We start from the raw sequence: 17355 nt of genomic DNA, 5'->3' as shown, positions 1-17355 counted from the left end.
TTGTCCCAACTGCTAAGTCGGGAGATGGATTCCCGCCTTCGCGGGAATGACCAAAATGGGGTACAACCACTGCGTCACAGTTCGGTCTCCATCGCCGCGAGAATGGGCGAGGCGCCGCTTTCCGCTAGGTCGCTATGATGGCGGAACAGAGCGAACAACTCGCGGCCGGTGTCATAGGGAGCAGGGGGGGGCGTTGGAACCTCCCGCACGTCCCACTCCGCCGCGTCGACCAGCGCCGTGATCTCTCCCGTCTCCGCGCAGACCCGGACGACATCGCCATCGCGCAGCTTGCCGATGGGACCACCGCCCAAAGCCTCGGGCGAGAGGTGAATCGCCGCGGGCACCTTGCCCGACGCGCCCGACATGCGCCCGTCCGTGACCAGCGCCACGCGGAACCCCCGATCCTGCAACACGCCCAGCGCCGGGGTCAGCTTGTGCAATTCCGGCATTCCGTTGGCACGCGGCCCCTGGAACCGCACCACGACGACGACATCGCGCTCCAGCTCGCCCGCCTTGAAGGCGCGCAGCACATCGTCCTGATCGTGGAACACCGCCGCTGGCGCCTCTATGGTCCAGCGTTCCTTGTCGACCGCGCTTACCTTTATGACGCAGCGCCCCAGATTGCCGGAGAGCAGTTTCATCCCCCCATCCGGGCTGAACGGATCGGACACGGGACGCAGGATCGCCCGATCCCGCGATTCCGGCACATCCTTCCAGACCAGCGCGTCATTTTCCAGCACCGGCTCCTGCCCATAATCGGCCAGCCCCCGGCGCGCCACGGTCGGAATATCGCCATGCAGCAAGCCGTTGCCCAGCAATTCCCGGATCACATAGCTCACGCCACCCGCCGCATGGAAATTGTTCACATCGCCCGAACCGTTGGGATAGACCCGCGCCAGCAGCGGCACGACATCGGAAATCTCCGCGAAATCAGTCCAGTCGATATGGATTCCCGCCGCCCGCGCAATGGCGGGCAGGTGGATGGCATGGTTGGTCGACCCGCCGGTCGCCATCAGGCCGATGATGGCGTTGACGATCGCCTTCTCATCGACGCAATGCCCCAAAGGCCGATAGTCATCGCCGTTCCAGCCGATGCGTGAAAGCTGGTGCACCGCCGCCCGCGTCAGTTCTTGCCGCAACTTCGTGCCCGGATGGACGAAGGAGGCGGCGGGCATGTGCAGCCCCATCATCTCCATCATCATCTGGTTGCTGTTGGCCGTGCCGTAGAAGGTGCAGGTGCCCGCGCCATGATAGCTGGCGCTCTCCGATTCCAGCAGTTCCTGCCTGCCCACCTTGCCCTCGGCATAGAGCTGGCGGATGCGCACCTTCTCCTTGTTGGCAAGGCCCGAAGGCATCGGCCCGGCGGGGATCAGGATGGTCGGCAGATGCCCGAAACGCAGCGCGCCGATCAGCAGCCCCGGCACGATCTTGTCGCAAATGCCCAGCAGCAGCGCGCCCTCGAACATCGCGTGGGACAGCGAAACCGCCGTCGACAAGGCAATGGTGTCGCGGGAAAAAAGCGACAGGTCCATGCCCGCCTGACCCTGGGTCACGCCGTCGCACATCGCCGGTACGCCGCCCGCGACCTGCGCGGTGCAGCCGACCTCGCGCGCCGCCAGCTTGACCTGCTCGGGATAGCGGCCATAGGGCTGATGGGCCGAAAGCATGTCGTTATAGGCCGTGACGATGCCGAAATTCATCGCCGCGCCGGTGCGGATGACAGCCTTGTCTTCGCCGCTCGCGGCAAAGCCATGGGCAAGGTTCCCGCACGAAAGCTGATCGCGGTTGGTCCCCGCGTCCCGCCCGCGCTCGATCAGGCTTAGATATTTGAGACGCGAAGCGGCGCTGCGCTTCACGATGCGTTCGGTGACCTTGGCGATCACCGGATGAAGATCAGTCATTCCAGCTTGCTCCGTCACGTTCGATAAGGGCAATGGCTGAGGACGGCCCCCAGTTCCCTGAAGAATAGGGCGAAGGCTTCACGCCCGCCTGTTTCCACCCCTCGATGATCGAATCGATCCAGGTCCATTGAGCTTCGACCTCGTCGCGGCGCACGAACAGAGTAGCGTCGCCCGCCAGCAGATCGAGGATCAGCCGCTCATAGGCGATGCGGCGGCGCTGCCCGGCAAAGGCGGCGGTCAGCGACACGTCCAGCGTCACCTCCTCCAGATGCACGTCGCGCTCCAGCCCCGGCCTTTTGCTCATGATGAGCAGGCGGATAAATTCTTCCGGTTGCAGGCGGATGATGAGCGTATTCGGCTCCAGCCCCGACCCGCCATTCCGCCCGAAGATCGAATGGCGGACCGGCTTGAATTGGATCAAAATCTCCGACTGGCGCGCGGGCAGCCGCTTGCCGGTCCGTAGGTAGAAGGGCACGCCCTGCCAGCGCCAATTGTCGATATAGGCTTTCAGCGCCACGAAGGTTTCGGTTTCGGACGGCTTGCCCAGTTCGTCGGCATAGCCGGTCACGATCTGCCCGCCGACCGCACCCGGCGTATATTGGCCGCGCACGCTATGCGTCTTCACGGTCTCCGCCGTCATTGGGCGGAGCGAACGCAGCGCCTTGACCTTCTCGTCGCGCACGGCGGTCGGGTCCATCCGCGCGGGCGGCTCCATCGCGATGATCGACAGGATCTGGAGGACGTGGTTCTGCACCATGTCGCGCAGCGCGCCCACGCCGTCATAATAGGATACGCGGCCTTCCAGGCCCACCGTCTCGCCCACCGTGATCTGCACATGATCGATGGCGGTCGCGTTCCACAGCGGCTCGAACATCACATTGCCGAAACGCAGGGCCAGCAGATTCTGGACCGTTTCCTTGCCCAGATAATGGTCGACGCGGAAAATCTGGCCCTCCGCGAACAGGGCGCCGATGCCGTCATTCACTTCTTTGGAAGATGCCAGATCTTTCCCGATCGGCTTTTCCATGGCGATTCGCGTCTTGGGCGTGATCAGGCCCGCTTCGGCCAGCCCCTGCGCGGTGGGGGCGAAGAGGGAAGGGGGCGTCGAAAGATAGACGGACACGCCCTTGTCGAGTCGGCCATCCAGCCGCTCCGCCAGCGCCTTGAACTGCGTGGCATTGCCCGCCTCGACCGGCTGATAGACGATGATGTCGCACAGCCGCTCGGCCATGTCGGCATCATAGCGGTCGGCGGCGAGGAATTTTCGCAAGGCCTTGTCGATATCGGCGCGGAATTGCTCGTCGGTGAATTCGGATCGGCCTGAAGCGATAATCAGGAAATCTTGCGGAAGCAGGCCATCGGCCAGCAGATTGTAGAGCGAGGGAAAGATCATCCTGTGGGCCAGATCGCCGGTGGCGCCGAACAACAGAAACGTGGCAGACGGTTCGGTCAAAGGTTGTCCCTTTTCCGCTTGAGCGATTTCCAAGAGGGCGGATGCCCGCTGGCCGGAAATCGCGGTGACAAAGAACCGGACAGGCCGGTCCAATGCAATTGGGCCGGTTGTCCGATGTTTTCAGGTCTGCACGATGCCGCCTTTATACCCTGCGGCGCTCGTTACGCAAGCAGGCTATCGCCGCGAGGTTCATCTCGCAACCGCGAGAAGATGAAACCGTTGATTTTTGGCTGGACGCTGGCCGCCGATTTTGCCATTGGCGCTCCACCCTAGCGTTTTCAAGGATGATGGAATCATCTTCTGGCTTAAGAAAACGCGGTAAAGGGCACGCGGGCGTGGTGAAACTGGTAGACGCGCCGGACTCAAAATCCGGTTCCGAAAGGAGTGTCGGTTCGATTCCGACCGCCCGCACCATATTTTTTAGGCCTCGGGCGCCGGCGCCGACATCCGTCGGCTTGGCTATCCTCGCATAAGCTCGGGCGGCCGTTCGGCCTTGCGAACCCTAAAGGGTTCGTTGTTTTGCGCACTGGCGAGCAAAAAGAGCCCGACAGCCGTGGCTGCCGGGCAGGTGAGCTTTCACAATGTAAAAGCTTCGGGTCGCGCCGCAGCGATTAACCGCAAATCATTATTATACCAGATAAATTTTCATTCTTATTGGGAATGGATCAATCTCTTGCCGCGCCCTGTGCATCGAACCAGGGAATCATGCGGGCAATGGCGTCCTCCACCCGATCGGTCGAAACGGCGAAGCTGAAACGGATGTGCCGATGCCCGTCGACCGGATCGAAATCGATCCCCGGCGCCGTCGCCACGCCGGTTTCGCGCAGCAATTTCTGGCAGAAGGACAGGCTGTCATTGGTCAGATGCCCGACATCCGCATAAATGTAGAAGGCACCATCCGGCGGCGCGATCTCCTTCAATCCCAGCGCGGGCAGGGCCGCCAGCAGCAGCTCCCGATTCCGCCGGTAGGTCGCGACATGCCGCTCCAGCTCATCGATGCAGTCAAAGGCTTTCAGACCCGCATGCTGCGCAAGGGAAGGCGGCGTCAGGAACAAATTGCCCATCCGCGCCCGCGCCGTGTCGATCAGCTCCGGTGGAAACACCACCCAGCCCAGCCGCCACCCGGCCATGGAAAAATATTTGGAAAAGCTGTTCACGATGACCGCGTCCGGCGCGAATTCCAGCATCGACCGCGCCGGCTCGCCGTAACTCAGGCCATGATAAATCTCGTCCGACACGATCCTGATGCCGCGTGCCCGGCAAACTTCCGCGATTCGCGCCATTTCCTCCGCCGGAATGATAGTCCCGGTGGGATTGGCCGGGCTGGCGATGATGGCCCCGTCGGGCGCCGGCTCCAAAGCCTCCAGCGCCGCCGCACTGATCTGATAGCGCTCCGCCGGCCCGCAATCGACCTCCAGCGGTTCCAGATAAAGCGCCTTCAGCGTGTTGCGATACGCCACATAGCCCGGCCGCGCCGTCGCCACCCTGGCACCCGGCGCGAACAGGCTGGTCAGCGCCAGCACCAGCCCCGGCGACGCGCCGCAGGTGAGCAATATCTGCTCCGCCTCCACCGCCACGCCATAGCGTTCGCGATAATGCAGCGCGATCCGTTCCTTCAGCGCCGGGCTTTCCCAATAGCCCATGGGGTCGCTGTCCAGCACGGCATGGGCCTCGGCAATGGCGGCGGACGGCGCCCCGGTCGAAGGCTGGCCGAACTCCATATGCAGGATGGATCGCCCCTCGGCCTCCAGCTTGTGCGCTTCCCGGCTGATGGCGATGGCGTGAAAAGGATCGATGTTGGCAACCATGCGCCGCCTCTTACCCGCCCCGCAACCTTGTCACAATCGCCGCGTTGGGAAAGACGTGAACGAAACCATCCTCGACGCGCTGCAATATTATGGCGCCGCCGCCGCCACCATCGCCGCCCTGATCGTATCGCTGAACCTGGGCCGCCGCATCACCGGCTGGGCGTTCGTGTTGTTCGTGACATCCTCGATCGCGCTGATCGGCTGGGGTTTCCTCGCCAAGGACAGCGAGGGCATAGGCTTTCAGAACATCGCGCTGCTTGCGATCAATCTGGTCGGCGTATGGCGCTATCTCTTCTCGAAACAGAAACCCCGCGATTGAAAACTCACTCCGAAATCCAGACCTCGACCGACACCGCATGCTGGCAAAGCGCCACCCGGATCGGCAGTTCCTCGACAGGCCCGTCCGCCAGCGCCCGATCATAAACCGCCTTCTTCGCCGCCCCGCCGATTTGCAGGAACACATGCCTGCTCGCCAGGATCGCCTTCGCACTCAGCGACATGCGCTGATGCGGCGCGGCAGGCGGCGTGACCGCCAGCGTCAAGGCTTCGGTCGAAAGCCCCTCGGCCAGTTCCTTCGCCGCCGGAAACAGCGAGGCGGTATGCCCATCCTCGCCCATACCCAGCAGCACGATGTCGAGCGGCCAGGGCAGGGCCGCAAAAGCCGCCTCGCATCCGGCCTGCCCGGCATAGGCGTCCGCCGCGTCATTCTTCATCGGCACGAAGCGCGCCGCCGCAGCCTTCCCCTGCAACAGCGTTTCGCGAACCAACCGCTCATTGCTGTCGGCATGGTCGGGCGCGACCCATCGCTCATCGACCAGCGTCACGATCACCTTGTCCCAATCGAGCGCCACGTCCGATAGCGCCTCCAGAACGGGCCTTGGCGATCGCCCGCCCGAAAGCGCGATCGTCGCCACGCCCCGCGCCGCGATGGCGTCGCCCAGGATCATGGCGATCCGCCGCGCCATGTCCGCCGCCGCCAGCGCGCCATCGACGAAAAGATGTTCGGTAGGCATGAGCGTTTAATTCCCTTCCGGAAGGGTGCAAATATCGATCCACCGCGCGCAGGTCAGTTCGGCCAGCCGCTCCGGCGTCAGTTCCACCGAAGTCGTCCGCGATCCCGCCGCCGGAAACACGGTGTCGAAATCGCGCAACGATACGTCGCAATAGATGGGCAGCGGCGCCGCCAATCCAAAGGGGCACACGCCGCCGACCGGATGGCCCGTCAATCCCTCGACCTCCTCCAGCCCCAGCATGCGCGGCTTGGCTCCCAGCGCGGCCTTGGCCTTGCCATTATGCAACCGCGCATCGCCCCGCGCCACCACCAGCGCGACCTCATCCCCTACACGCAGCGACAGGGTCTTGGCGATCCGGGCGGGAACCACGCCCAAAGCCTCCGCGGCCTCATTGACCGTGGCGGTGCTCACCCCCTGGTCGATGATGGCGACATCCGGCGCATGGGTGGAGAAAAAGGCCCGAACGGACTCCGCGCTCATTCGCCCCGAATCTCCGTCAGCTTGCGTTCCCAGGCGAGGGCGTGGGTCACGATCTGGTCCAGATCGGCATATTGCGGCTTCCAGGGAAATTCCCCCATGATCGCCCGATTGTCGGAGATCAGCGCATCCGGATCGCCCGCGCGCCGCCCTTCCATCCGCCGGTCGATCTTCAGGTTCGTCACCCGGTCCACCGCGTCCAGCACCTCCAGCACGGAAAAACCGCGGCCATAGCCGCAATTGAGCAGATAATTCTGCTCCGGCTTCGCCATCAGCGCCTCCAGCGCCAGTACATGGGCCGCCGCCAGATCGGTGACATGGATATAATCGCGCACGCCGGTTCCATCGGGCGTGTCGAAGTCGGCGCCGAACACCGAAACATGGCTCCGCTTGCCCAATGCGGCCTCGACCGCGACCTTGATCAGATGCGTCGCGCCCGCCGTCGACTGCCCGGTCCGCCCCGCCGGATCGGCGCCCGCCACGTTGAAATAACGCAGCGCGCAGAAATTCATCGCATGCGCCGCGCTCACGTCGCGCAGCATATATTCGGTCATCAGCTTCGACATGCCATAGGGATTGATCGGCCGCTGCGGCGTCGTTTCCTTGACCGGGCTTTCCTCCGGAATGCCATAGGTCGCCGCTGTCGAGGAAAAGATGAAATGCGGCACGCCGACCGTCACGACGCTCTCGATCAGGTCGCGGGTCTTGGCGCTGTTGTTATGATAATATTTCAGCGGATTCTCGACCGATTCCGGCACCACCACCGATCCGGCGAAATGCATGACGGCCTTCACCCCATGGTCGCGCAAAGTCTGCTGCACCAATGGCTGATCGGCAATATCGCCCTGAACGAACGCCACATCGTCCGGCACCGCCCAGCGAAAGCCCGTCACCAGATTGTCGATCACCACGACGCCATAGCCCGCATCCCGCAGCGCCAGAACGGCGTGGCTGCCAATATAGCCGGCCCCACCCGTCACCAGAACCGTCGGCTTTTCGCTCATATATTTCGCCCTGTCTGTCTTAGCTGCAACGTGCTCCTGCGAAGGCAGGAGTCCAGTCCCGCCGTCTGAACTGGGCTCCTGCCTTCGCAGGAGCACGTTATTCATTTTCGACAGGAGACCCTCAAAAAAAAGGCCTCCCCGGAAATGTTCGGGAAGGCCTAAACCACTAATCCAACGATTTACACCCCATTCATGCCGCGGCGCGGGACGAAACGGGGCGATAGAAAGTCGCGCCGCTCGCCGCCATGTCCTGCAACTGCACGGTCGGCGCGAAACGGTCGCCATGCGTTGCCGCCAGCCGCTCCAGCACGGCCACCACATGACCGATGCCGACCGTGTCCATATGGCTGAACGGCCCGCCGGTATAGGGCGCGAAGCCCCAGCCGAAGATCGCGCCGATATCGCCATCCTCCGGCGTCTCCAGCACGCCTTCCTCGAAGCATCGGGCGCATTCGACGAGCTGGCGATAAAGCAGCCGCTCCTTCACTTCCTCGACATCGGGCTGCACGGCGGCGCGGGGGAACATCTCCTCCAGCCCCGGCCACAGATGCTTCTTTCCGCCTTCGGGATAGTCGTACCAGCCCTTGGCGCTCTTGCGGCCAAGGCGTCCCAGTTCGATCATCTGCGCCATCACCGCGTCGGACGGCTGCGCGACATAGGCGTCGCCCAGTTCCTTCTGCGCGGCGACAACGATCTTGTGGCCCAGTTCGATGGACACCTCATCGCCTACGGCCAGCGGCCCCACCGGCATCCCCAATTGCCGCCCGGCATTTTCGATAAGTGCGGGGTTGATCCCCTCCGCCACCATCTCCACGCCTTCCTGCACATAGGTGCCGAAGCAGCGCGAGGTGTAGAAGCCACGCGAATCATTGACGACGATGGGCGTCTTCTTGATCTGGCTCACGAAATCCAGCGCCTTGGCGATCGCCGCAGGCCCGGTTTGCTTGCCGAGGATGATCTCGACCAGCGGCATTTTCTCGACCGGCGAGAAGAAGTGGATGCCGATGAAATTCTCCGGCTTGCTCCACGCCTTGGCGAGTTTGGTGATCGGCAAGGTGGAGGTGTTGGACCCGAAAATCTTGTCCGCGCCCAGCACTTCCTCGACCTTCTTGGTCACCTCCGCCTTGATCGCGACATCCTCGAACACCGCCTCGATTACGAAGTCCGCTCCAGCCAGCGCGGCATAGTCGGTCGTCGGCGTCACGCGGGCCAGCGTCTCCGCCATCTTCTCGGGCGTCATGCCCCGGCCCAGCCGCTTCTTCAGCACGTCCTCGACATGCGCCTTGCCCTTTTCGGCATAGGCCTGATCGCGGTCGAACAGAACGACCTCGATGCCCGCTTGCGCCGCCACGGTGGCGATGCCCGCGCCCATCATGCCCGCGCCCAGCATGGCGAGCTTCTTCGTCGGCGCCCTGGCCTCACCCTTGGGCCGCCGCGCACCGCGTTCCGCCGCCTGCTTGTTGACGAACAGGCTGCGGATCATGTTCGCCGCCTGTGGATCGGCGGCGACCTTGGCGAAATATTTGCTCTCGACCCGGATCGCCCGGTCGATGGGCAGGAAAGCGCCCTCATAGACCGCCGAGAGCAGCGCGATCGGCGCGTTCATGTTCCGCTGCGTCTGCTTGAGCGTCATCGGCAGCGCGCCCGCCATGGTCTGCACGAAGGCCGGATTGAACCCGCCCGCGCCACCGGGGAATTTGAAGCCCTTCTGGTCCCATGGTTGCACGGAGGCGGACGGATTGGCCTTCACCCACTCCCTAGCCTTCGCCACCGCAGTTCCCTGCGGCACCACCTCGTCCACGACCTTCATCATCGCAGCCTCAGCCGGGCGGAACAGCTTGCCCTGCAACATGTACATGAGCGACGCCTGCACGCCCATGATGCGCGGCAGACGCTGCGAACCGCCGCCGCCGGGGAACAGGCCGATCAGGATTTCGGGCAGGCCAAGCTGGGTCTTGGGGCTGTCGCCCACGATCCGCCGATGACAGGCCAGCGCCAGTTCGAACCCGCCGCCGACACAGGTGCCCTCAATGGCGCAGGCGACCGGCTTGCCGCAGGTTTCGAGCCTGCGGAACAACTGGTTCAGCACGAAAACCTTGTCGAATATTTCGGCGGGGGAGGGGTGCGCATTGTCCTTTTGGCCATTCTCGCTCACCAGCATGGAGCCGAAATATTTAAGGTCCATGCCCGCCATGAAGCCGCTGTCCTTGCCCGATGCAATGACCGCGCCCTTGATGGCGTCCTCGGAAGAAATGCGCGTGATCGCGGCGTCCAGATCGGCCAGGAAATCCGGGCCGATGACGTTCATCGACTGATCGGGCACGTCGATGGTCAGCGTGGCGACGCCGTCGGCGTCGATGTCGAAATTGATGGTCTGCATTTGAGGCAACCTTTCCTACCTCCGTACGTGCTGAGTAGGGGCTGAGCTTGTCGAAGACCCGTATCGAAGCATTGATCCTTCGATACGCCATTTCGACGGGCTCAATGGCTACTCAGGACGAACGGCTCCAATGTTCAAACGCGCTCGATGATGATGCCCGTGCCCATGCCCGCACCGACGCACAGGTTGATGAGCGCCGTGCCCTTGCCGGTGCGTTCCAGCTCATCCAGCGCCGTGCCCAGCACCATTGCCCCGGTCGCGCCCAGCGGATGGCCCATGGCGATCGCGCCGCCATTGACGTTGATCTTGCCATGATCGAGGTCCATCGCCTGCATGTAGCGCAGCACCACGCTGGCGAAGGCTTCGTTGAGTTCCCACAGGTCGATGTCGGACCTGCTCATGCCCGCCCGGTTCAGCAGCTTGCCCGCCACGAATTCCGGCCCGGTCAGCATGATCAGCGGCTCCGACCCGATGGAGGCCATGGCCTTGATCCGGGCGCGGGGCTTCAGCCCATATTTCTCGCCCATCTCCCGATTGCCGACCAACACTGCCGCAGCGCCGTCGACAATGCCGCTGCTGTTGCCGGCATGGTGGACGTGATTGACCTTTTCCAGTTCGGGATAGCGGAGGAGGGCGATGGTGTCGAAGCCCGGCATGTCCTCACCCAGCGCCGTGAAACTCGGCTTGAGCGCGGCCAGGGACTGCATCGTCGCATCCGGCCGCATATGCTCGTCATGGTCGAGGACGACCTGCCCGATGATATCCTTCACCGGCACGATCGATCTGGCGAAGCGCTTCTCATCCCAGGCGGCCTTGGCGCGCTTCTGGCTTTCCACGGCATAGGCGTCGACATCGTCGCGGCTGATGCCGAACTTGGTGGCGATCACGTCGGCGCCGATGCCCTGCGGCGCGAAATAGGTCTTGTAGGCGACCGCCGGGTCCATCGCCCAGGCGCCGCCGTCCGAGGCCATGGGCACCCGGCTCATCGACTCGACGCCGCCGCCGATGGCGAGACCGGCCTCACCCGAATAGACCTTCGCGGCGGCCATGTTCACGGCCTCCAGCCCCGAAGCGCAGAAACGGTTGACCTGCACGCCGGGCACGGTCTGCGCATAATCGGCGTTCAGCACCGCGACGCGCGCAATGTCGGCACCCTGTTCGCCCACCGGACTGACGCAGCCCAGGATCACGTCGTCGACATCGGCGGTGTCGATCTCCGTCCGGTCGCGCACCGCTTCCAGCATCTGCGTCGCCAGTTGGATAGGGGTGATCTCGTGCAGCGACCCGTCGGCCTTGCCCCGGCCCCGGGGCGTCCTGACGGCGTCGTAAATATAGGCTTCCATGGCTTTTCCTCTCTGGCCCGCCGCATGCGAGCGCCGGATACGCCCGCAAATGTATTTACGTTTACGTAAAGTGCAAGTCTCAATCGACAGTCCCGCCCGACCGTAACGTCAACTTCCAGAGTATGGGCAACTCACTACTTCATTCATGGATTCGCGCCATTTTCCGATTCGCTGATTTGACCCTCGGCCCCAATTGGGCTTCATGGCATTTCGTGTCTGAATCAGATTCCCCTCCGCCGCCATCGCCCCTGTCGATCCCGATCTTCCGGGCGATCTGGTGGGCCAGCCTTGCGTCCAACTTCGGCGGGCTGATCCAGTCGGTCGGCGCACAGTGGATGATGACCTCGCTCTCCGCCTCGCCCCAGATGATCGCGCTGGTTCCGGCAGCGACGACCCTGCCGATCATGCTGCTGTCGCTGTGGGCCGGGGCGGTGGCGGACAATAGCGACCGGCGGGTGGTGATGCTGCTCTGTCAGTTGTTCATGCTCACCGTCTCCGCCCTGCTGGCATTGTTCGCCTGGATGGGATGGGTGACGCCCTGGGCGTTGCTGGGCTTCACCTTTCTGATCGGCTGCGCCACGGCCATCAACGGACCAGCCTGGCAGGCTTCTGTGGGTGACATGGTCCCGCGAGCGGCCTTGCCCCATGCTGTTTCGCTCAATTCCATGGGCTTCAACATGGCCCGCAGCATCGGCCCGGCGCTGGGCGGCGTCATCGTGGCTGCCGCCGGCGCGGCGACCGCCTTTCTGGTCAATGCAGTCAGCTATATCGGCCTGGTCGCGGTGCTGGCCCGGTGGCGGCCCGAAAGCGTTCCCCAGCTTCTGCCGCGCGAACGCATGGGCGTCGCGATGCGGGCCGGGGTCCGCTATGTCACCATGTCCCCCAATATCCAGCTCGTTCTGCTGCGAAGCGCGGCCTTCGGCGTTGGCGCAAGCGCTGTTTCAGCGATGATGCCGCTGGTGGCGCGCGATATATTGGGCGGCGGAGCGCTGACTTTCGGGGCGCTCAGCGGCGCCTTCGGCATCGGCGCGGTGACGGGCGCGCTGTTGACGGGGCAATTGCGCCGCCGCTTTTCCGTCGAGGCCATGGTGCGCTGCGCCGCCATGGCGCTCGCGGTCGGCACGGCGCTGATGGCGATCAGCGACTGGCTGGTCGTGGCGTTGGCGGGGCTCCTGCTGGCTGGTGCGGGCTGGGTGATCGCGCTTTCGACCTTCAACGTTTCCGTTCAGATGTCGGCGCCGCGCTGGGTCGTGGCCCGCGCGGTCGCGATGTATCAGATGATCGCCTTTGGGGGCATGGCTGGTGGCGCCTGGCTGTTCGGCACATTGGCGGAGGACCATGGCGTCGTCGTCGCCCTCTATATTGCCGCGGCCGTCCAGTTCGTCTCAGCGCTCATCGGCTATGTGCGTCCGCTGTCGCAGGCGGGCGAGGAAAATCTCGACCTTCAGAATTTGTGGCGGGAGCCCGAGACGGCGGTTCCGATCGAGCCCCGCAGCGGGCCTGTGGTCGTCACCATAGAATATCGCATAGCCGCCGGATCGGTCGTTCCCTTCCTGACGGCGATGAGCGAGCGCCGCCGCATCCGCCGTCGTGACGGCGCCCATGGCTGGTCGCTGCTGCGCGATCTGGGCGATCCGGAATTATGGGTGGAGCGCTATCATGTGTCGACCTGGCTGGACTATGTCCGCCACAACAGCCGCCGGACCGTGGCCGACCGGGCGAACAGCGAAGCCATAAACGCGCTGCACCGCGGCCCCCATCCGCCGGTCGTCCATCGCATGGTGGAACGGCAGACCGGTTCGCTGCCGTTGGGACGCTCTGCCGACCCGCGCGAGATGGGCGATCCCATGACCGATCCGACTCGTTCCAGCTAATTTGCTATTCGGGCCGCCGCTCGGCCAGATCCTCCGGCGTGTCGATGTCCCGCAGGCAGGCGCCCATGGTTTCTATCTGCACGCCATGGCTGAGCAGCGCGCGGGCGCCCTGGTCCCCGCGCAGCGCCAGCAGTTCGGGGAAATGCTTCCGCCCGATAAAGGCCGGGGGCGAAGAGGAAAAACCGTCCGTGCTGGCGACGACGGACCGGATGTCCTCGGCCGCCAGGCAGATGCGGTTGTAATGCGTCTGCGGCACATCGGGCATGTCGGCCAGGCAGATCAATATGCCACGGCATTTCCGGATCGGCATGACATGTTCGACCGCCCGGATGATGCTGCCCGATATGCCGTCCTCCGGCCGGTCGTTGACCAGAATCGTGTAGCCGCGCCGCTCCAGCCTGCGATGCAGGACCGGCGCCTGGGCGATGGGCCGTACGACCGCCACCAGTTCGGCAAATATCATGGAGGCGATGGTTTCCAGCGCGTGGACAGCGACCGGCTTGCCCCGCCAGTCGGCCATCAGCTTGTCCTCCTCCCCGAAACGTGAGGAAGTGCCCGCTGCAAGGAGGACGGCGGCGATATGTTCGGTCCGCATGGTTCCCCTGTGGATGATGATAGCGACCCGGTTCATCCGGTTTGATATCCATGTGCCACCGCTATGTTGTCGTGTCCAGCAGGGCGAAGGGGCTGGCGTTCCTGCGAATCAGTCGCCATATGCCGCCAAGCAACTAAGGAGTGGTGCCGTCCATGGAATATGATCCCGATGCCGAAGCTGCGGGCGAGTCGGTCAAGATCCCGGTTCCGAAAGACGTTGCCGACGCGATCCGTACGCTGATTCGCTGGTCGGGCGACGATCCGGAGCGGGAAGGCCTGCTGGAAACGCCCGAACGCGTTGCGCGCGCGTGGAAGGAATATTGCCGCGGTTACGACGATGATCCGGCCTATCATCTCTCGCGTATCTTCCATGAGGTCGGCGGCTATGACGACGTCGTGCTGTTGAAGGACATCCCCTTCCAGTCGCATTGCGAACATCATATGGCGCCCATCGTCGGCGTCGCGCATATTGCCTATCTGCCCGGCCAATATGTCGTGGGCATATCGAAGCTGGCCCGCGTGCTGCACGCCTTCGCCCACCGCCTTCAGGTGCAGGAGCGGCTGACTTCGGAAGTCGCCAATTGCATCTGGGAAAATCTGAAGCCCGAAGGCGTGGCCGTGGTGATCGAAGCGACCCATGGCTGCATGACAGGACGGGGGGTGCGGACTCCCAATGTCGTCATGAAGACCAGCCGCATGCTCGGCGTCTTCCGCGAGGATGTGAAGAGCCGCGAAGAAGTGTTGAAGCTGATCGGCGCGTGAGCGAAGAGGAAGTCCCCGCCTATCGCCCCCTGGGGGGCACGAGGAAGCGCCCGGAGCAGGCCGGTGCGCGGCCTCTGGCGCAAAAGCGGCTTGCGCTGGTGACTGGTGGTCATCGGCGGCTGGGCGGCATCATCGCAGCCGCCTTTGCCCGGGCAGGCTATTCGCTGGCGATCCATGGCAGCCACGATACCCGGCTCGATTCCCATCTGGCGCTGACGCTGGAGGAGAATGCGACCGAATGGGACGGCTTCACCGTCGATTTCACCGATCCGGAGAGCGCGGAAGAACTGGTGGCCCTGGTTGCCGAGCGTTTCGGCCGTCCGCCCGATGTCCTTGTCAACAGCGCCGCGATCTTTGGGCAGGACCGGCTGGACAGCGTCAGCGCCGATGAATTGATGCGTCACTATGCCGTCAATTGCGCTGCGCCCACCTTGCTCACCAAGGCCTTTGCCACCATCCCGGCGGGTACGGGGGATCGGTGCATCATCAATATCCTCGACCAGCGGATCGACCATCCGCATGGCGACCAACTGGCCTATACGCTTTCGAAAATGGCGCTGGCGGGGCTGACGCGGCTGTCCGCCTCGACATTGGCGCCGCAGGTTCGGGTCAATGCCATCGCGCCCGGCCTCACCATCGCGACGCCCGATTATGATGATGGCCAGATGGAGCGGCTGGCCGAGATGATGCCGCTGGAGCGTCTGCCGCAAGCGGAGCAGATTGCCGAAGCCGTCCTGTATCTGGCCGGCGCCGACGCCGTTACCGGGCAGACGCTCTATATCGACGGAGGCGCGCATCTGCGCAGCTATGATAGGGACTTCATGCATCTGTGCCGGTAGGGGCTGCGAAGATGCGGCTTGCCGGGGCTGGTCAAGGGCCGTCGCGCTGCATAGAGCGGATCGCAAATGGTCGAATGAATGGAGACGGCAATGGCTTATGAAACGATCCTGGTGGAACAGCGCGACGCGGTGACGCTGGTCACGCTCAATCGTCCTCAGGCGCTGAACGCCTTGAACGGCCAAGTGCTCAAGGATCTGAGCGCGGCCTTCGCCGCCTATGACGCCGATCCGTCGCAACGCTGCCTGGTCCTCACCGGCAGCGAAAAGGCCTTTGCCGCCGGCGCCGACATCAAGGAAATGGTGGAAAAGGACGCGGCGGACTTCTTCCTGGAAGATTTCTTTTCCGGCTGGCAGAGCAACGTCGTCGCCACCCGCAAGCCGTGGATCGCGGCTGTCGCGGGCTTCGCGCTGGGCGGCGGGTGCGAGTTGGCGATGATGGCGGACTTCATTCTGGCCGCCGACACCGCGAAATTCGGGCAGCCTGAAATCAAGCTGGGCGTGGCGCCGGGCATGGGCGGATCGCAGCGGCTGACCCGCGCCGTCGGCAAGGCGAAGGCGATGGAAATGTGCCTGACCGGCCGCATGATGGGCGCCGAGGAAGCGGAAAGCGCTGGCCTGGTCGCGCGGATCGTCCCGGCGGCCGAGCTGCTGGACGATGCGCTCAAGACCGCTGCCGCCATTGCCGGAATGCCGCCCATGGCCGCGATGGTGAACAAGGAAATGGTCAATCTGGCGTTCGAAACCGGGCTGGCCCAGGGCATATTGACCGAACGCCGCCTGTTCCAGATCCTGACCGCGACCGAGGACAAGAAGGAAGGCATGGAAGCCTTCGTCGCCAAGCGTCCGGGAGTCTGGAAGGGGCGCTGAGATTAGGGGCGATCTACCTCAATTTGTAGGGGAAAGGTCGCCCGAAAAGAAAACCGTCATGCTGAAACAAGTTCAGCATGACGGTGGGGGAAGAGCGGAAAACCCTTACTTCCCCTCCAGCATCTCGATCATCAGCGAAAAGTCGCGTGCCGCTTCGCCTTGATTGGCGAGCAATTGATAAAGCGACTCCGCCGTATTGCCCATCGGCACGCTCGCGCCGACCGAAGCGGCAGCTTCGCTCGCCAGTTTCAGGTCTTTCAGCATCAGTCCCACGGCGAACCCGCCCTGATAGCCATTGTCCGAAGGGCTTTGCGGCCCGACGCCCGGCACCGGGCAATAGCTGGTCATCGACCAGCTCTGCCCTGACGATACGCTGGAAATATCGTAGAAGGTCTGCGGATCGAGGCCGAGCTTCTTCGCCATGGCGAAGGTCTCGCAGGTCGCCACCATGGTCGCGCCCAGCAGCATGTTGTTGCAGATCTTGGCGGCCTGCCCATTACCCGCGCCGCCGGCATGGATCACCGCCTTGCCCATGGCGGACAATATCGGCTTGGCCCGGCCGAAAGCCGGGTCCGTGCCGCCGACCATGAAGGTCAGCGTTCCGCCATTGGCGGCGGCGATGCCGCCTGAAACCGGCGCGTCGACCATCTCGAAGCCCTTGGCGGCGGCAGCCTCCTCAACACGGCGCGCCGTGGCGACATCGATGGTCGAGCAATCGAGGAACAGCGCATCCGCCTTGGCCGCAGCGAAGACCTCGCCCGAATAGACGCTCTCCACATGCTTGCCCGCGGGCAGCATGGTGACGACGGCATCGGCGCCCGCCACCGCTTCGGCCACATTTGCGCAGCGCGCGGCGCCTGCCTCGACGGCCTTGGCCAGAGCCTCTTCCGACAGGTCGAACGCCCGCACGGCAAAGCTGTTCTTCAGCAGGTTGGCGGCCATCCCGCCGCCCATATTGCCCAGGCCGATAAAGGCGATGGTCTGGCTCATTTCAGGCACTCCTCTAGAGCGATTTCAAGTCATATGGACCATCTGACGGC

The 17355-nt window shown here is 63.9% G+C and carries 15 protein-coding genes and 1 tRNA gene; 6 read left to right on the top strand and 10 right to left on the bottom strand.

Translation table 11 applies throughout. The features are described 5' to 3' along the window. Positions 1 to 74: 74 nt before the first annotated feature. Positions 75 to 1901, bottom strand: coding sequence for a phosphogluconate dehydratase (gene edd, locus HHL26_RS10725; protein WP_066558255.1), 1827 nt, complete (start codon positions 1899 to 1901; stop codon positions 75 to 77). Continuing rightward, positions 1894 to 3354 (bottom strand): glucose-6-phosphate dehydrogenase, encoded by a 1461-nt coding sequence (gene zwf, locus HHL26_RS10720; RefSeq protein ID WP_066561813.1) that lies wholly within the window; start codon positions 3352 to 3354, stop codon positions 1894 to 1896. Before zwf ends, edd begins: the two co-directional genes overlap by 8 nt. 329 nt (positions 3355 to 3683) lie before the next feature. On the opposite strand from zwf, the gene HHL26_RS10715 reads away from it, so the two are divergent. Beyond that, positions 3684 to 3768 (top strand) — tRNA-Leu (locus HHL26_RS10715). Positions 3769 to 4019: 251 nt separating this feature from the next. Here HHL26_RS10715 and HHL26_RS10710 read toward each other — a convergent pair. Continuing rightward, complete coding sequence (locus HHL26_RS10710) at positions 4020 to 5162, bottom strand: aminotransferase class I/II-fold pyridoxal phosphate-dependent enzyme (RefSeq protein WP_066558252.1); 1143 nt, start codon at positions 5160 to 5162, stop codon at positions 4020 to 4022. A gap of 55 nt (positions 5163 to 5217) precedes the next feature. Here HHL26_RS10710 and HHL26_RS10705 point away from each other — a divergent pair, with 55 nt between their 5' ends. Next, entirely contained in the window at positions 5218 to 5481 is a 264-nt protein-coding gene (locus HHL26_RS10705) for a hypothetical protein (protein ID WP_066558247.1), read from the top strand. A 4-nt stretch (positions 5482 to 5485) separates the two neighbouring features. Here HHL26_RS10705 and pgl read toward each other — a convergent pair whose 3' ends face one another. From pgl to HHL26_RS10680, 5 genes are all read right to left on the bottom strand, one after another. Further along, on the bottom strand, positions 5486 to 6175 hold the full coding sequence (pgl, locus tag HHL26_RS10700) for a 6-phosphogluconolactonase (protein WP_066558243.1): 690 nt from the start codon (positions 6173 to 6175) through the stop codon (positions 5486 to 5488). A gap of 6 nt (positions 6176 to 6181) precedes the next feature. Continuing rightward, positions 6182 to 6655: a YbaK/EbsC family protein gene (locus HHL26_RS10695; RefSeq protein WP_066558240.1), complete on the bottom strand. Its 474-nt coding sequence runs from the start codon at positions 6653 to 6655 to the stop codon at positions 6182 to 6184. Continuing rightward, entirely contained in the window at positions 6652 to 7656 is a 1005-nt protein-coding gene (galE, locus tag HHL26_RS10690) for a UDP-glucose 4-epimerase GalE (protein ID WP_066558238.1), read from the bottom strand. The genes HHL26_RS10695 and galE overlap by 4 nt, the downstream gene beginning before the upstream one ends. A 190-nt stretch (positions 7657 to 7846) precedes the next feature. Then, on the bottom strand, positions 7847 to 10036 hold the full coding sequence (locus tag HHL26_RS10685; protein ID WP_066558236.1) for a 3-hydroxyacyl-CoA dehydrogenase NAD-binding domain-containing protein: 2190 nt from the start codon (positions 10034 to 10036) through the stop codon (positions 7847 to 7849). Positions 10037 to 10170: 134 nt separating this feature from the next. Further along, entirely contained in the window at positions 10171 to 11379 is a 1209-nt protein-coding gene (locus tag HHL26_RS10680; RefSeq protein WP_066558232.1) for an acetyl-CoA C-acetyltransferase, read from the bottom strand. A 212-nt stretch (positions 11380 to 11591) separates the two neighbouring features. On the opposite strand from HHL26_RS10680, the gene HHL26_RS10675 reads away from it, so the two are divergent. Further along, a complete protein-coding gene (locus HHL26_RS10675) occupies positions 11592 to 13253 on the top strand; it encodes an MFS transporter (protein WP_066561811.1) in 1662 nt (553 codons plus the stop codon). 4 nt (positions 13254 to 13257) lie between these two features. Here HHL26_RS10675 and HHL26_RS10670 read toward each other — a convergent pair whose 3' ends face one another. After that, entirely contained in the window at positions 13258 to 13848 is a 591-nt protein-coding gene (locus HHL26_RS10670) for a nucleotidyltransferase family protein (RefSeq protein ID WP_066561809.1), read from the bottom strand. A gap of 152 nt (positions 13849 to 14000) precedes the next feature. Between HHL26_RS10670 and folE the strand changes: the two genes are divergently transcribed. From folE to HHL26_RS10655, 3 genes are all read left to right on the top strand, one after another. Beyond that, on the top strand, positions 14001 to 14609 hold the full coding sequence (folE, locus tag HHL26_RS10665; RefSeq protein ID WP_066558231.1) for a GTP cyclohydrolase I FolE: 609 nt from the start codon (positions 14001 to 14003) through the stop codon (positions 14607 to 14609). Next, on the top strand, positions 14606 to 15448 hold the full coding sequence (locus HHL26_RS10660) for an SDR family oxidoreductase (RefSeq protein ID WP_066558230.1): 843 nt from the start codon (positions 14606 to 14608) through the stop codon (positions 15446 to 15448). The genes folE and HHL26_RS10660 overlap by 4 nt, the downstream gene beginning before the upstream one ends. A gap of 90 nt (positions 15449 to 15538) precedes the next feature. After that, positions 15539 to 16315 (top strand): enoyl-CoA hydratase-related protein, encoded by a 777-nt coding sequence (locus tag HHL26_RS10655; RefSeq protein ID WP_066561807.1) that lies wholly within the window; start codon positions 15539 to 15541, stop codon positions 16313 to 16315. A gap of 105 nt (positions 16316 to 16420) precedes the next feature. Here the strand turns inward: HHL26_RS10655 and mmsB are convergent, their stop codons facing one another. Further along, positions 16421 to 17305: a 3-hydroxyisobutyrate dehydrogenase gene (gene mmsB / locus HHL26_RS10650; protein ID WP_066558229.1), complete on the bottom strand. Its 885-nt coding sequence runs from the start codon at positions 17303 to 17305 to the stop codon at positions 16421 to 16423. Positions 17306 to 17355 lie beyond the last annotated feature (50 nt).

Source organism: Sphingobium sp. TB-6 (assembly GCF_012927365.1).
Classification (GTDB): Bacteria; Pseudomonadota; Alphaproteobacteria; order Sphingomonadales; family Sphingomonadaceae; genus Sphingobium.
The sequence above is the reverse complement of the archived record's forward strand: the minus strand, read 5'-3'. Positions and strand labels throughout refer to the sequence as shown.

Coding starts and splice junctions, on each gene's coding strand:
- edd (WP_066558255.1), bottom strand. CDS start 1,901: ATGACTGATCTTCATCCGGTGATCGCCAAGGTCACCGAACGCATCGTG.
- HHL26_RS10685 (WP_066558236.1), bottom strand. CDS start 10,036: ATGCAGACCATCAATTTCGACATCGACGCCGACGGCGTCGCCACGCTG.
- HHL26_RS10655 (WP_066561807.1), top strand. CDS start 15,539: ATGGCTTATGAAACGATCCTGGTGGAACAGCGCGACGCGGTGACGCTG.
- folE (WP_066558231.1), top strand. CDS start 14,001: ATGGAATATGATCCCGATGCCGAAGCTGCGGGCGAGTCGGTCAAGATC.
- HHL26_RS10670 (WP_066561809.1), bottom strand. CDS start 13,848: ATGCGGACCGAACATATCGCCGCCGTCCTCCTTGCAGCGGGCACTTCC.
- HHL26_RS10695 (WP_066558240.1), bottom strand. CDS start 6,655: ATGAGCGCGGAGTCCGTTCGGGCCTTTTTCTCCACCCATGCGCCGGAT.
- galE (WP_066558238.1), bottom strand. CDS start 7,656: ATGAGCGAAAAGCCGACGGTTCTGGTGACGGGTGGGGCCGGCTATATT.
- HHL26_RS10680 (WP_066558232.1), bottom strand. CDS start 11,379: ATGGAAGCCTATATTTACGACGCCGTCAGGACGCCCCGGGGCCGGGGC.
- mmsB (WP_066558229.1), bottom strand. CDS start 17,305: ATGAGCCAGACCATCGCCTTTATCGGCCTGGGCAATATGGGCGGCGGG.
- HHL26_RS10710 (WP_066558252.1), bottom strand. CDS start 5,162: ATGGTTGCCAACATCGATCCTTTTCACGCCATCGCCATCAGCCGGGAA.
- pgl (WP_066558243.1), bottom strand. CDS start 6,175: ATGCCTACCGAACATCTTTTCGTCGATGGCGCGCTGGCGGCGGCGGAC.